Here is a 13946-nt window from a genome sequence, read left to right on the forward strand (position 1 = left end):
GCTGCAAGCGCCTCGGAGCAAATGGCATCAACCCTTGGCTCGACCCAGCAGACTCTTCTCATGGCCGGCGATCAAGCGGCTGATGCGCGACACCGAGAGCCCCAACTGGGCCGCCAATGAACTCATCGTTTGGCCGGCTTCGGTGTGAGCCTTGTAAAGCGCCTGCTCTCGCGACTCACTGCTATCCAGACAATCCTGCAAGTCAAAGCCCGCAAGAAACTGCTGCTGGGCAGACTTGATTTCACGGCGCTGAAGGCCTTTTGCTGCGGGCGCAGCGTCTTGAAGCGGGAGTCTGGAGCGCTCCAGCATTGCTTCGGCGAAGGCCTCGTCGCCCAAGAATATCTGCCGCCGCAAACGCCCCGGCCATAGCTGCAGGGTCGGCTCTTTGGCGACCAACTTTGCATAGCGCTCGGCAGCCCGCCCTTGCTCCGCAGCGCTGCGCGCTTCGCGTCCAATCACATAACTCCACAACCCAACAGCATCAAGCCAAGCCGGCGCTGCGTCAAGACCGGCATGCACCCGAAAGCTGGACCAAGCCCACTGCTCCGCCCTTGCAACCAAGCCCAATCGCAAGGGATTCAACTCCACATAACGGCAGACATCCAGCAGATGGGCGTCCCGGTCAAGCAGAATCGCTTTGAAGCGGCCGTGAAATAAAGCGCCGTCGCTGCGCTGATGGCGGTTGTGATATTGCGTATAGACACCGCCCAGATGGCGCATCAAACGCGAGAGATTGGCTTGGCGGGTATAGAGCACCAGATGGTAGTGATCCGGCAGCAGGCAATAGGCCAGCACTTGGGCATCAAAACGCTGCATGGTCTTAGCCAGTAGGCCCAGAAAAACCTCACGGTCTGCTTCATCAGCAAAGGCCGGATTGCCGGCTTCGGACCAGGAACTGACGTGGTACACGGCGCCGGGGAATTCAATGCGGGGAGGACGTGCCATGCTCAAACATAGTTGACGAGAGGCAAAAAGGCAAGTCCTGACCCCAGTGCCCCCAGCAGGGAAATTGCTTCGGGGGTCAGGTCATGCAAAGCGACTCATTGCCTCGCATGCAGCCCCTCAAGCACCGCCAGCACCGCCTCATCGCCCATATTGCGGGCATCCGCCAACTCGCCGCCGCTGGTCGCGCGCAAGACCTCACCGTCGCGCTTCAACACCGCCACCGCAGGGATTCCTTTCTTCAAGGACACACCGATCTGCGCCGCCAAATCGGTGTTGCGATCGAAGCGTCCGACATTGACCTTCAGCACCACCAAGCGCTTGCCGACATGCTCGGCCAAGGAACCCGCACTCATCTTCTTGTCGAGTGCCACGCAATCACCACACCAGTTGGCACCAAACACGACCAGCACATTTTTCTGCTGAGCTTGCGCCCTGGCCAGCGCCTGATTCAACTCGGCACGCGCATCGGCCGTCTCGCTGTAGATCTGCTTGGGCGCGCTCGCGGCGCTTGCAGGAGCAGCAGGCTGACCCTGAGCCTGCACGGGCAAACCGCTGAACAAGGAGACAAGCAAAACAGCAGTGGCAATGTTCTTCATGGCAGTCAGTGAAATTTGAGCGAAAGCCGAGTGTGCCACGCAAGATGCGGTACAAAGCCGCACTTCCACTGCCCACTTTTGAAAGAACCCCATGGCGGCCTCCAGCCTGTTTGCACTGATCGACGATATCGCCACCTTGCTGGACGACGTGGCCCTGCTCAGCAAGGCTGCCGCCAAGCAAACCACCGGCGTGCTCGGAGATGACCTGGCCCTGAACGCGCAACAGGTCAGTGGCGTGGCCGCCGAGAGGGAGTTGCCGGTAGTCTGGGCCGTTGCCAAGGGCTCGGCCCGCAACAAGGCGATTCTGGTGCCCGGCGCACTGGCCATCAGCGCTTGGGCGCCCTGGGCCGTAACGCCCTTGCTGATGGTCGGTGGCACTTATCTGTGCTTTGAAGGCTTCGAAAAGATCGCCCACAAGCTTCTGCACAGCGCCGCCGAAGATGCCGACGAACAGCAAGCGCTGCGGAGCGCGGCAATGGCCTCGGAGCAAGACCTGCTGGCCTTCGAACGCGACAAGATCAAGGGCGCCATTCGTACCGATTTTGTGCTTTCGGCCGAGATTATCGCGATCACCCTGGGCACCGTCGCCGCCGCCACTTTCGCCAAGCAACTGATGGTCTTGAGCGGCATCGCGGTGTTGATGACGATTGGCGTTTATGGCCTGGTCGCGGCCATCGTCAAGCTGGACGATGTCGGCCTCTTCCTGAGCCGCAGCAAGAAGGCCATGGTGCGCGCCCTCGGCCTCGGGATGGTCAGCATGGCGCCGGGCCTGATGCGGACCCTGACCGTGGTCGGCACGATCGCGATGTTCTTGGTTGGCGGCGGCATTCTCAATCATGGCCTGCCGCAACTGCATGGCTTGGCGCCGGCGCTGGCGGCTCAGATGGGGCCGGCTTCGGCACTCGCGGGCTTGGCCGTGGACGGACTGGTGGGTCTGGCTGCCGGCGCCATCGCGGTTGCCGTTTTCACCTTGGGTCAGCGACTCTGGCGGCTTGCCAAGGGTCAGGTCTGAACACCCTCGAACATGTTTGCACTGGCGCAAATATGACAGTCCAGAGTACGATGCCGGCATGAAGATCTACCAAATTGAAGTCCAGAAGTTCAAGGCTGCTTCGAACAATATCCATGGTCAGGTGCTGTTCAAGGTCGATGCCTTGGTCTCGCCCAAGGCCGAAGTCGAGGGCATTGAGCCTAGCACCATCATTGCAATGACCGAGAAGAATGCGCGCGTGCTGATGGCCTTGTTGAAGGCGCAACTGGCTGAATTCGACGGCAAGAAAGCGCGCAGCCGCTTCTAAGGCAACGGCCTGCGACAATCACGCGATGGAATATCCCCAATACGATCCCCAATCCGACAACCTGCCACTCTCCGATGAGGAGTTGTCGACGCTGGATGACATGCTGACCAAGCTGCCCAGCGAGGCGGCGATGAATATCGAAGCGCTGGACGGCTATCTGTCGGCGCTGCTGTTGAGCCCCATCCCCTTGGCCGACCTGCCCGGCGCCGACTGGCTGCCGCTGGCCTGGGGCGGCGACGGTGATGACCTCGAAGCCTCGACCAAACCCGAAAACTACCCCTTCGCCAGCGGCAAGCAACGCAAGCGCGTGACCCTGCTGGTGCTGCGCCATCTGCGCTCCATCGCTTGGCAATGGGCGGCCAAGCCGGAGTTGTGGGAACCGATTTTCAGCGTCGCCGAAAGCGATGTCGAGGGCGAGCCCGACCTGACCGATGCCGAGGAATGGGCGATCGGCTTCTTGACCGCGGTGGATTTGGCGCCCGAGGCCTGGGAGCCGCTGTTTGACGGCCCCGTAACCGGCCCGCTGCTGGCGCCGATCGCCTTTCTGGGCGGCGACGAAAGTCAGCTCAATGACGAAGAACGCGCGCGCCTGGCCGACCCCAAGGAGCGCGATGCGATCAGCCGCGCGGTGCTCGACAATGTGCTGCAGCTCTGGGCCGCGCGCAACAAGCATTGAGCAGCGCCTTGCCTAAGGCCATGCTTCGTCGGGCGGTAGCAAGCGCACTGCTGATCGCCTTGGCCGCCCTGGCCGCTTGCGGCACGACCTCGGTCAACCCGGTCACCGGCAAGACCGAACGCACGGTGATGGACGAGGCCAGCGAGATTGCCGAGGGCCGCAAGGCCCATGCGCAGGTGTTGCAGGAGTACACGCCGCTGGCCGACCCCAAGCTGCAGGCCTATGTCAACGAGATCGGCCAGCGCCTGGCCAAGGCCTCGCACCGCAGCCACCTGGAATGGCATTTCACCTTGCTCGACAGCCCCGAGGTCAATGCCTTTGCGTTGCCGGGCGGCTATGTCTATGTGACGCGCGGCATCATGGCCTATATGGAGAGCGAAGCCGATCTGGCCGGCGTGATCGGGCATGAGATCGGCCATGTCACGGCCCGCCACGGTGCGCAACGCGCCACCCGCCAACAAAGCGCCGGCATTGGCGTGCTGGCCGCCAGCGTGCTCGGCGCGGTGCTGGAATCGCAGGGTTTGGGCGGCGCCGGTCAGCTGCTGGGTCAGGCCTCACAGACCGCAGCGGCCGGCTATGTCGCCTCTTATGGGCGGGAGCAAGAGCTGCAGGCCGATGGCCTCGGCGCCGAATATCTGTCGCGCAGCCATTACGACCCCAAGAACATGGTCGACGTGATCCATGTGCTGAAGAATCAGGAACGCTTTGCCGCCGAACAGGCCCGCCTCGAAGGCCGGCCCGCGCCCAGCGGCAGCAGTTGGCTGGCCTCACATCCCAGCAATGATCAGCGCCTCGGCCAGATCAGCCAAACCGCCTTGCAATATGCCGCCGCTGATGGCAAAAATTATCAGGACGATGGCCGCGCACGCTACCTCGCCGCCATTGAGGGCATCAGCTATGGCGAGAGTGCCGAGCAAGGCCTCAGCCGTGGCCGCAATTTCTATCACACGGGTCTGGGCTTTGCGCTGACGGCGCCGGCCGGCTGGAAGATTCAGAATGGCGCCGAGGCTTTGATGCTGAGCAACCCGGAGCAGGATGCCGGCTTGGTGCTGCGCCCCGTACCGCCCAAGTTCAGCGGTAGCCATGAGCAAATCCTGCACCAAATCTTGCCGCAGGCGGAGCAGGTGCAAGTCGACAAGCTGTCGCTGGGCGGCCTGCCGGCAAGCCACATCAATGCCGTCCAACGTAACGCCCAAGGGCAACGGTTGCCGATTGAATTCACCCTCATCAGCGGGCCGAACAAAGCCAACTACATGCTGATTTACCGCGCCCGCGATGCCAATGCAATGGCGCGCGCCTCGCGTCGAATGCAAGAAGCCGAAGCCAGCTTTCGCCCCATGACGGCGGCGGACCGCGCGGCCGCCAAGCCCTGGCAACTGCGCACGGCCACCATGCCGGCCGGAGGCTTCGCGCAATTGGCCAAGACTTCACCCTTGGGCGAGCGCGCCGAGGCGCAACTGCGCTTGCTGAATGGTGCTTTGGACAGCGATCCCAAACCGGGTCAGAAGGTCAAGGTCGTGACGCAGGGCTAAAGGGACATGGCCCTGGCTCTTGCGCCCAGCAACACACCCAGCCCCGCGATCATCAAAATCCAGGTCTCGGGTTCGGGCACAGGGGTCAGCAGGAAGGCCCGAGTGTCGCCATCAAGCGTCTTGCCATAACCCACAATTTGCCCAGCATCATTCAGGGCGGTGGCCACTTCCAGATACGAAAAATTGCCCAAGCCCCCGCTGACCAATGTATTCAAATCCAGCCAGGCGTTGCCATTCCACAAGCTCGCATGCTCGGCCGCATTACCAGTGATCCAAGCGCCACCGACGACGTCTCCGCCTCCGTTGATGCCGCGCGCCTCGCTGCCGTCGCCGCCCAAGGTACCAAGATCAATCACTTGCCCGTTGCGCCACAGCAGGCCATAGGCATAGTTCGGGTCATTGTTTTTGTCGCCATAACCGATCACATCACCCTTGGCATTGATGCCCCAGGCCGAGCTGTAACTGCCACCGGCCAGGGTACCCAGGTCGCTGACCACACCGTTGTTCCAAATTGTGGCGTGTGAGGTCGCATCTCCGGCCAAGGCGGCATCGCCGACCAACTGCCCCACATCGTTGAGGCCCCAAGCGCCGCTATTGCTGCCGCCCAGGCCAGGCAAAGCGCTCATCGCGCCACCCACCCACCGGACGGCCTGATTGGCGCTCTGCCCAGCCACCATGCCGCTGGCGTTGATGGCGATCGCCATGCTGAAGCTATTGCCCGAACCCAGATCGGTCGGAGTTCCTCCTTGCCATTGAATGCCATGGTAGGAAATGGCCCCGGTGGTGTAACCCGATCCAACGACGGTACCGGCGGCATTGATGCCATAAGCAATGCTGCCATAGACGCCATTGACATCCAAGGAGGGCAAGGCCGTCATGCTGCCGGCCGCCCAGACGAAACCAAATTCATGCGGCGTGGGCCCGCCGGTATTGCTGACGCCGACCACCTGCCCGGCAGCATTGATGCCAAATGCCTGGCTGCTGGCATGGGCCGCGCCGGCTTGCCCCAAGGTAGGTAACTCGGTCAGTTGATAGCTCAGCGCCTGCGCGTCCGGTATGGCCGTTAGCGCCAAGATCGCCAAACCGGCGCTCATAGAAAATTGTGTACTTCTCATGTTTACATTCCCCTGAAGATTGCATCACAAGGCGCAAACGGTTTGCGGGCTGGAATAGAGCCGACCGCAAGGTCCGCTGTTCGGCCAAGCTGGATCTTCGTTGCTGAGCGGCTTGGCGGTCAAGCAGAAAAAAGCCCGATAGTTGATCGGGCTTCGGTCGTAAAAATGAACCGCGTGAATACTTAGTTAAGGCGTCACGCGCCCCAGATGCTGCAGCCAGAAGGCCTCGTACTTGCGATGCCAGCCGACGGTCTTGACCGCGCCGCCCATGCCATGCTCGCCATCCGGGTCGAGGAACAGATCAACCAGACCCTCCTTGCCCGATTCCAGCAGCGCCCGATAGACATTCACCGTGTCTTGGTACAGAACGTTAGGGTCCAGCATCCCGTGCACCAGCAGCAGCGGTTTCCTGAGCCCCTTAGCCATAGGCAGCAGCGAGTATTTGCGCAGATTCGGCTTGGCTCTATCGGCCTTGCCGATGGTGCGGCCGCTGTACCAGCTGTTGTAGTTTTCCCATTCGGTCGGGCCCGCGCCGGCGATGCCGGCGGCGAACAGACCGGGCCTATTGAACATCGTGTACTGCGTCTGGAAACCACCGAAACTCCAGCCGTTCAAGCCCACACGCGCCGGGTCGATGCCGAAATTGGCCGTCATGTGTTTGAACAGGTCTTCCAGATCTTCTGTCTGCGGTAGCCCGGGGTTCTCCCAATTCGCGTCCGAGAAGCGGCGCCCGTAGTTTGAATGTCCGCGTGAATCGATCGTTACCATCACATAGCCATGCTTGGCCGCCATATACATGGCGAACACATAGGCGCTGGGCTGGAAGCTGTCGGCCTCAACCGAATGGCGGTCGTTCAGCGGGCCGCCATAGATATAGACAACGGCCGGGCGCTTGTCGGCAGCCGTCCAGCCGCTCGGCTTGAACACATAGGCCGGGATGCTGTCACCATGGCGATTCTTGAACGAGAAGCGCTCGGGGCGAAGCATGTCCACCTTGGCCCAGGCCTTGTCATGGCTGTCGGTCAAGACCTTCGCGTCGGCCTTGCCTGCCGCTATCAGCTTCAGCTCCGGCCGCGCCGCCCAGTGGCCGGCATTCGCCGCCAGCCATTGGCCGTCATGCGAGACCACCGCGTTGCGGTGATAGTCGGCCGCAGCGCCCAGCGCCTGCATCGCACCGTCGGCCAAGTTGGCGCGGAACAGATTCATCGCCGCCAAATCGCCCTTGTTGGCGACGACAAACATCGCCTTGCTGTCGGGCGTGAAGCCCAGCACCTGATGCGCCTCGAACTCGCCCTTGCCATTCTCCAGCAAGGGGCGCAGCGTGCGGGTCGCGATGTCCCAACCATAGGGCTGGCGGAAACCCGCTTCATCCAGGGTCAAGACCAAGGTCTTGCCATCGGGCGTGAACTGCGGCTGGATCACATTGACGACCTCGTGGCCAACATCGCCGCGACGCTCCAGCACCATCTCGGGCTTGGCATTTTCATCGGCACCGCCAAGATAGACGCGCAGCAATTCCTTCTCGCGTTCCCAGGTCGTGAAGGCGTAGCGGCTGCCGTCGCGGGCCCAGGCAATCGGGCTCAGCTCGAACCAGCTGTCACCGCCGCCATGGGTGAAAACCGGAGCCGGCTGCTTGGCCGGCGCGCCCTCCAGGCCGGGCACCTTGCGGATATAGATCGCCAAGGGCTTGTTCGTCCGCTTGTCGTCCGAGACCTCGCGGTCGACCTTTTTGGCGCTGGCGAAACGCTCCGCGTAATTCATGATTTCTACCTTGCGTCCGGTCGGCTCCGCTGCCGGCTTGCCATCTTCGGCCGGCTTTAACGGTGCGCGTCCGACCAAGGCCATCCAACGGCCGTCTTCGCTGATGGTGGTCGACTCGACCTGGTATTTCTTCTCCGCATCGTCCGGGTGGATCAGCTCTCGGTTGAGCACCTGCACGCCACCGGCGGCAAAGCGGGCGCGCAACACGCGCTTGTCGTCCATATAGACATAAGCCTGATCATCGGCGGCATAGGCAAGCATGCGCAGCGCGCGCGCGGTCGATTGCAGCGGCGCAATCTTGCTGTCGCCGGCGACCCAGCGGAACAGCCCGCCGCGGTAGGCAAAGATCAGCTCATCCTTTTGATTAGCCCAGACGATTTGCGTCGCACCGGGGTAAAGGTCGGTGGGCTTGAGCTTGTCCTTGGTCTGCTTTTTCTTCAGCTCATCGCGCCACTCCCACAACTCCTTGTCCTTCTCCGGCTTGTCGGCCGGAGCAGCGGCGGATGCGGCCACCGCAACGGCGACAGGCTTGCCGGACCGCTTGGCTTCCAGCGCCTCGGCCGCGCGCTTCTCGGCCTCTGCCTCGGCCTTTTCGGCCGCCTTTTGAGCATCGTCACGCGTTTTTTTGGCGGCGTAGTCCTGCTTCACCTGCTCGATTGCGGCCGCCTCCCATTGGCCCAAATCGACGCTGGCCCCTTGCAAATAGGCGGCTTGCGCCTCTTCCTTGGCCTGTCGCTCGGCGCTTTCACTGCGCTTTTGCTTGAGCTTTTTATCGAAGCGCTCGATGTCTTCTGGCGCATCAAAGGCGGCCATCAGCGCGGGCGATGTCAGGCGCTGGGTCTTGCCAGTCTTGCTGTCATGCACATAGAGGTCACTCCCCGGCTCGCCGAACGGGTTCCACAAATAGGCCAGATAGCGGCCGCTGCGACTGAACTTGGCCTCTTTGGCGTTCTCGCCGCGATAGGGCTCGGCACGGAAGACTTTTTCCAGACTCAAGACCGTGGAAGTCTGCGCGGGTGTTTGCGCCAACACCGAAAACGTCATGGCGCTCAACAGCGCGGCCAGCAAGCAAGCACTGCTTGCAGCGCTGCCTATTTTGGAATTCTTGGGGGTTTCGAGGGTCAACAAACCACATTCTCCAGGCTCGCCCAGGGTCAGGGCAGCCGGCATTCTAAAAGGCCGCCCCGGCGCTTGAGGCTGCAACTCCCTCATCTCAGGCAACTGAGGCAAACTGCAGTCATGAACTTCAGCACCGTAATGGCCACCGCAGGCCTTTTGACTTGTATCGTCTTAGCGATTCGCATGTGCCTGAGCCCGCGTCAGCGTCAGCGAATGGACGCGCAGCTGCGCCAGGCCTCTTGGGCTCTGCGTGACGCGGGCCAGCGCTTGAGCAGCTGGCTGCGCAGCCGACGCTTCAAAAACTCAGCGGCCACGCAGGCCGACGCCTTGATCCGCCGCGCCAAAACGACCGCCAAGCCCGAAGGCGAATGGGACGGCAATGTCTATCGGCCCAAGAGCTTCAACAAAGACGAGCCGCGCAAGCCCCATTGAGGCAATCCCCGTCAATGCCGGTGCAGCCAGGCGGCCTGGCTATCGTTCAAGCCAAATTACTGGCAGCTTCGCCGACGGGGCGCCCTGCAGAAATGGCGTCCAACTCCCCCGACTCGCGCGCCTTGCGACCATAGAACAGCTCGAACAGCGGGCTGGCCATCATCGTCGTCACCACCGCCATCAGCACCAGCATCGAGAACAAGGCCGGCCCGATGATGCCTTTTTGCAGGCCGATATTGATGATGATCAGCTCCATCAGGCCACGCGAATTCATCAGCGCGCCAATGCCTAAAGCGGTGCGATTGTCTTCGCCCGCCATGCGCGCGGCCAGGTAGCAAGCACCAAACTTGGCCAGCACCGAAGCCAGCAAAATACCCATCGCGATCAGCAACAGCTCGAAGGAATTGATCATGTCAAGCCGGGTATTGAGGCCGGAATAGGTGAAGAACATCGGCAGCAGCAGCACCACGGCGAGCGGCTCCACCTTCTTCTTCAACTCGGCTGCAAACAGGCCACGCGGCATCACCGCCCCCAAGATGAAGCCGCCAAAGATCGCATGGATGCCAACAGCGTCCATGATGAAGGCCGACAGGCAAAACAGGATCAGCGTGATGCCAAGCACGGTCGTGCTCATCTCGCCTTCGCGCTCGACCATCTTGCCGAGCGGCATCAGCAGCTTGCGGCCGAACAGCAGGATGAAACTGCTGTAGATCAGCCCCCCGCCGATGGCCAGCACGGCCACACCCGGCCCAGCACCGAATGCCGCCAGCACCAGCGCCAACACACACCAGGAGACGGCGTCATCGAAGGCGCCGGCCGTCAATGTCAAGGTGCCCAAGGAGGTATTGGCCAGGCCGCGCTCATTGATGATGCGGGCCAACATCGGGAAGGCGGTCAGCGCGATGCAAGCCCCCATGAACAAGGTCGCATTAGCCTTCGAAATGCCCTCGGCAAACAGCCCCGGAACGTCGAGCAGAAATGGCGTGATCAGCACGGCAATGAAGAACGGCGCCGCAATGCCGGCAATCGACACGCCGATGGCGCTGCGCGCCTTGGTCTGAAAATGATCCAGCCGCAAGGTCGTGCCGACCAGAAACATATACAGGCCGACCCCAAGCTGTGCCCCCGTGTAGAGGACGTTCTTCATCTCCTTGGGGAAGATCACGGCCTGAAGCTCAGGAAAGAACAGGCCCAGCAAGGAGGGGCCGAGGACCACGCCCGCAATCATCTCGCCGACCACCTGGGGTTGGCCGAGGAACTTTCGCCCGAGCCAGCCGACAACGCGGCAGGCCAACATGATCACCGCCAGTTGCAAAAAGAAACGGACGCTGAAGTCGCCAGGGGAGTAGCTTTGCGCCGCCGCAGGGACGGCCGGGCCATGCTTGGCGAATATGTCGCCTGCGATGGCGGTAACGTTGCCGATGATGTCGAATGCCATGAAACTTCCAGTCGCGAGGGGTGCGGGCCGACGACCGTCGCTGGCCCGCTCAGGCAATATTAACGACAACGTTGTCTTGAAAAAACTCGAACTACCGTAAACCTGCTGCGCTCACTATGCCAGCGGCACGGCTTTTGTCTATCCGGGCGAGCCAACTTGTGCCTACTTACCTACAAAATACCGCCAACCGAGTTAGAGGCTAAGGGCCGACGGCAGCGATCAGAAAATTGGTTTGAACTGGGACGCTGGGGCCATGTTTTCAGATCGGCGCATCAATCCTTGAGCCCAATAATCCGGTCGATCCCCTTCATCCTGGCTAAAAAGCTCTTTCCAACCGAAGGGCTAGGATGGATCGATCAGGCTCTTGTTTAGCCATCTCCGTCTCGCCGTTCCTGACCCGCCTGGACGCTAACAGGCGACACAACAAGAACGGCCCTGCAAGCGCGGGTCGGCCGCCGAGGCCTGCCCTACGCTTTCACTTAAAAATGCATGTCCATGTCAGTCTCGGCCCCCATAACGATCAGACAAAGCGGCTAGCCGAGCTGGAGCGCACGACCGAAGCGCCAAGCAAGAACCACGACACCGATTTAATGCCCGCCCTATCGGGTCAAGCCTCGAATACGCAATCAAGACTTGAGTCCCAACAGGCATAGCGGGCCGCCTCAGCGCCCCACTTGACCGCCCGCCATCACGGCGGTCAAGCGGAACATTGCATCATGGGCACAGGCCTCGCCGGGCTCGGCGCCATGCCCGCCGAACGCGGTCAGCAAGGGCGTGATGTCGGGCGCAGCGGCGGCGGTCCGCGCACCGGGCTCAAGCCGGAAGATGGTCTTGCCTTCCTTGATCGTCTCGGTGACCTTGATATTGGCAATCGTGGTCGGTTTGACCACCGTCGGGTCTTTCGACAGGACGGCAAAGTCGGCCAGCTTGCCGACCTCCAGGCTGCCCTTGGTCTTTTCTTCGAAGTGATGGAAAGCCGGCCAGATCGTCATCGCCTTCAAGGCGGTGATGACGTCCACGCGATGCTCTGCACCAACGATGCGACCCGATCCGCGCGCGCGGCGGGTGACGGTCGCGTCCAGCACCCGCATCGAGTCCGGGAAGGCCACCGGTGCATCATGGTGGCTGGAGAAGATCATGCCGCGCTTGCGCGCCCAGCCGGTGGGCGAGATATTCAAGCCCGCCTGTGGGCCGACGGTGTGGTCGAGATGCCAGTCACCCCAGTAAAAAGTATGCATCGGGAATAGCGAGGGGATGACGCCGAGCGACTTGAAACTGTCGAACTGGTCTTCGCGCAGGAACTGACCGTGGATCAGCACATTGCGCAAGGCCTTAGCCTGGGGAAAACGCGCCTGTGCGGCCCGGTGGGCCGAGATCAACAGATCTGAGGCGCGCTCGCCGTTGGAGTGGGTGATGATCTGGATGCCGTTCTCGGCCGCCCATTGCACGGAGCCCAGCACATCCTCGGCGGAGGCAGCGGCATAACCGGAGTAACCGACGGGATAGTTGCCGACCGGCTTGTAGTAGGGCTGGTCGCGCCAGGCGGTGAACCCTTGCGGGCTGCCGTCAATCGTGAGCTTGGCCCCCGCGACGCGGAAGCGATTGGTGTAGGTGCCGCTCTGGTTCGCCTTGATGAAGGCGCGGTCCACCAGCACATCGGTGTAGGTGTTGACGTCATTGTCGAAACCACCCTCGGCCGCGACCTGCTTCATCACGGCGACGACCTGCGGCGTGGACCTGCCCTCCTCGGCCGTGGTGTAGCCAAAGCGCGCCCACAGCTTGGCACCCTCGCGCGCGAAGGTCTTCATGCCTTCCGGCCCGACGCGGCCAAGCACCAACGGCGCGCCATTGAAAAACGCGGTTTCCTCCAGCGTGCCATTGGGCTCGGTGCTGCCGGGCTTGCGCTGGATGACGCCGCCGGCCGGGTCCTTGCTGTTGGCGTCGTAGCCCAGTTCCTTCAACATGGCTGAATTGACGGTGGCCAGATGCCCGGACTGGTGGACGATCAGGATGGGAATGTCTTTAGAGACTTCGTCCAGTTCCTCTTTGCTGGGATGGCGAAGTTCTTTGAGCTGTGCGTTGTCGTAGCCAAAACCGATGATGAGTTGGGTCTTCTCGACCGCAGCCGCATTCTTCTGGACCCAGTCACGCAGCGTCAGCTGCAGTGAGGCGATGTCATTGACCTCACCGTCGGGCGGCGCCAGCAAGTTGGCCGAAAGCGCCTGCAAGCCACCGATGACGATATGACCATGCGCGTCGAAAAAGCCGGGAATGAGGGTTTGACCCTTGAGATCGACGAGCCGGGTATTCGGGCCCTTCAGCTTCATCACATCGCGGTTCTTGCCCACGGCCATGATCTTGCCGTCGGCCACAGCGACCGCCTCGACGCGCATCGCCTTGTCGTTCATGGTGAGGATGGTGCCGCCCGACCAGATGCTGTCGGCCGCCGTTGGGGCGATCTGCTGGGCCGCCATCGCTGGCGCGGCGATGGCGACGATGGCCGCCATCAGTGCGGACGTTTTCATCGGGCTTCCTCGTTTCATCACAGGGCTCCTCGCCAAGAGTGGGGGGGGGTTGATCGGTATGGATTCAAGCCAGCACAAGGAGGCCCGGGCAGGCGCCGAGGCCCATTGCTGCAGCAGGATTTTGCCACTAGAGATGGAGCGTTAGGCGCAGCCCAATCCTTCATCAAGCAACTCGCACCAAGACGGTTCGCATCAGGCATATTCCGATTCGAACTGGCCCTCCACCCCGAAGTGTCCAAGGTGTTGACGATGACGATGCGGTCGACGCGTGCAGCCAGCATTGAAGCCTCGATCGTGACCATGTTCGCTGAGAGCAGCGCGGCGCGTTCTTGGGAGCGTCTCGGTCGCCCAGAGACACGATAACAAGCACTCGAGATCCATCCGGCACGTTGCTTATGCGTTCCGGCCGAGAACGGACGATGGCAGTGAAATTGATGCCGGCTTCTCGACACACCTTGAGTATTCCTTGCCCTAGACCACCGGCAGCGCCGATAACAGCCAGATGACGG

General features: G+C 61.8%; 11 protein-coding genes. 5 read left to right on the plus strand and 6 right to left on the minus strand.

The annotated features are described in order from the left end of the window. Window positions 1-27: 27 nt before the first annotated feature. Entirely contained in the window at window positions 28-945 is a 918-nt protein-coding gene (locus LNV07_RS10020; RefSeq protein WP_263571022.1) for a transposase, read from the minus strand. A gap of 95 nt (window positions 946-1040) precedes the next feature. Next, a complete protein-coding gene (locus tag LNV07_RS10025) occupies window positions 1041-1541 on the minus strand; it encodes a thioredoxin family protein (protein WP_263571023.1) in 501 nt (166 codons plus the stop codon). 91 nt (window positions 1542-1632) lie between these two features. Between LNV07_RS10025 and LNV07_RS10030 the strand changes: the two genes are divergently transcribed. Genes LNV07_RS10030 through LNV07_RS10045 form a run of 4 tightly spaced genes read left to right on the plus strand, consistent with a single transcriptional unit; the run spans window position 1633 to window position 5047 of the window. Next, window positions 1633-2553, plus strand: a complete 921-nt coding sequence (locus tag LNV07_RS10030; RefSeq protein WP_263571024.1) for a DUF808 domain-containing protein — start codon at window positions 1633-1635, stop codon at window positions 2551-2553. A gap of 58 nt (window positions 2554-2611) precedes the next feature. Beyond that, entirely contained in the window at window positions 2612-2839 is a 228-nt protein-coding gene (locus LNV07_RS10035; protein WP_263571025.1) for a hypothetical protein, read from the plus strand. 25 nt (window positions 2840-2864) lie between these two features. Then, window positions 2865-3515: a UPF0149 family protein gene (locus tag LNV07_RS10040; RefSeq protein WP_263571026.1), complete on the plus strand. Its 651-nt coding sequence runs from the start codon at window positions 2865-2867 to the stop codon at window positions 3513-3515. Then, window positions 3512-5047 carry a M48 family metalloprotease gene (locus tag LNV07_RS10045; protein ID WP_263571027.1) on the plus strand — a complete coding sequence of 512 codons (1536 nt, stop codon included), beginning with the start codon at window positions 3512-3514 and terminating at the stop codon, window positions 5045-5047. Before LNV07_RS10040 ends, LNV07_RS10045 begins: the two co-directional genes overlap by 4 nt. On the opposite strand, the gene LNV07_RS10050 is transcribed toward LNV07_RS10045, so the two are convergent. Both LNV07_RS10050 and LNV07_RS10055 read right to left on the minus strand, forming a co-directional pair. After that, on the minus strand, window positions 5044-6162 hold the full coding sequence (locus tag LNV07_RS10050) for a PEP-CTERM sorting domain-containing protein (protein ID WP_263571028.1): 1119 nt from the start codon (window positions 6160-6162) through the stop codon (window positions 5044-5046). The genes LNV07_RS10045 and LNV07_RS10050 overlap by 4 nt on opposite strands. A gap of 186 nt (window positions 6163-6348) precedes the next feature. Continuing rightward, window positions 6349-9051 carry a S9 family peptidase gene (locus tag LNV07_RS10055; protein ID WP_263571029.1) on the minus strand — a complete coding sequence of 901 codons (2703 nt, stop codon included), beginning with the start codon at window positions 9049-9051 and terminating at the stop codon, window positions 6349-6351. 111 nt (window positions 9052-9162) lie between these two features. On the opposite strand from LNV07_RS10055, the gene LNV07_RS10060 reads away from it, so the two are divergent. Then, complete coding sequence (locus tag LNV07_RS10060) at window positions 9163-9474, plus strand: hypothetical protein (RefSeq protein WP_263571030.1); 312 nt, start codon at window positions 9163-9165, stop codon at window positions 9472-9474. A gap of 46 nt (window positions 9475-9520) precedes the next feature. On the opposite strand, the gene LNV07_RS10065 is transcribed toward LNV07_RS10060, so the two are convergent. Further along, window positions 9521-10912 (minus strand): cation:proton antiporter, encoded by a 1392-nt coding sequence (locus LNV07_RS10065; protein ID WP_263571031.1) that lies wholly within the window; start codon window positions 10910-10912, stop codon window positions 9521-9523. Window positions 10913-11574: 662 nt separating this feature from the next. Further along, window positions 11575-13437, minus strand: a complete 1863-nt coding sequence (locus LNV07_RS10070; protein ID WP_263571032.1) for an amidohydrolase — start codon at window positions 13435-13437, stop codon at window positions 11575-11577. Window positions 13438-13946: the final 509 nt, after the last annotated feature.

This window comes from Roseateles oligotrophus (assembly GCF_025717515.1).
Lineage (GTDB): Bacteria > Pseudomonadota > Gammaproteobacteria > Burkholderiales > Burkholderiaceae_C > Paucibacter_A > Paucibacter_A oligotrophus.

Coding starts and splice junctions, on each gene's coding strand:
- LNV07_RS10060 (WP_263571030.1), top strand. CDS start 9,163: ATGAACTTCAGCACCGTAATGGCCACCGCAGGCCTTTTGACTTGTATC.
- LNV07_RS10050 (WP_263571028.1), bottom strand. CDS start 6,162: ATGAGAAGTACACAATTTTCTATGAGCGCCGGTTTGGCGATCTTGGCG.
- LNV07_RS10035 (WP_263571025.1), top strand. CDS start 2,612: ATGAAGATCTACCAAATTGAAGTCCAGAAGTTCAAGGCTGCTTCGAAC.
- LNV07_RS10070 (WP_263571032.1), bottom strand. CDS start 13,437: ATGAAAACGTCCGCACTGATGGCGGCCATCGTCGCCATCGCCGCGCCA.
- LNV07_RS10025 (WP_263571023.1), bottom strand. CDS start 1,541: ATGAAGAACATTGCCACTGCTGTTTTGCTTGTCTCCTTGTTCAGCGGT.
- LNV07_RS10020 (WP_263571022.1), bottom strand. CDS start 945: ATGGCACGTCCTCCCCGCATTGAATTCCCCGGCGCCGTGTACCACGTC.
- LNV07_RS10065 (WP_263571031.1), bottom strand. CDS start 10,912: ATGGCATTCGACATCATCGGCAACGTTACCGCCATCGCAGGCGACATA.
- LNV07_RS10030 (WP_263571024.1), top strand. CDS start 1,633: ATGGCGGCCTCCAGCCTGTTTGCACTGATCGACGATATCGCCACCTTG.
- LNV07_RS10040 (WP_263571026.1), top strand. CDS start 2,865: ATGGAATATCCCCAATACGATCCCCAATCCGACAACCTGCCACTCTCC.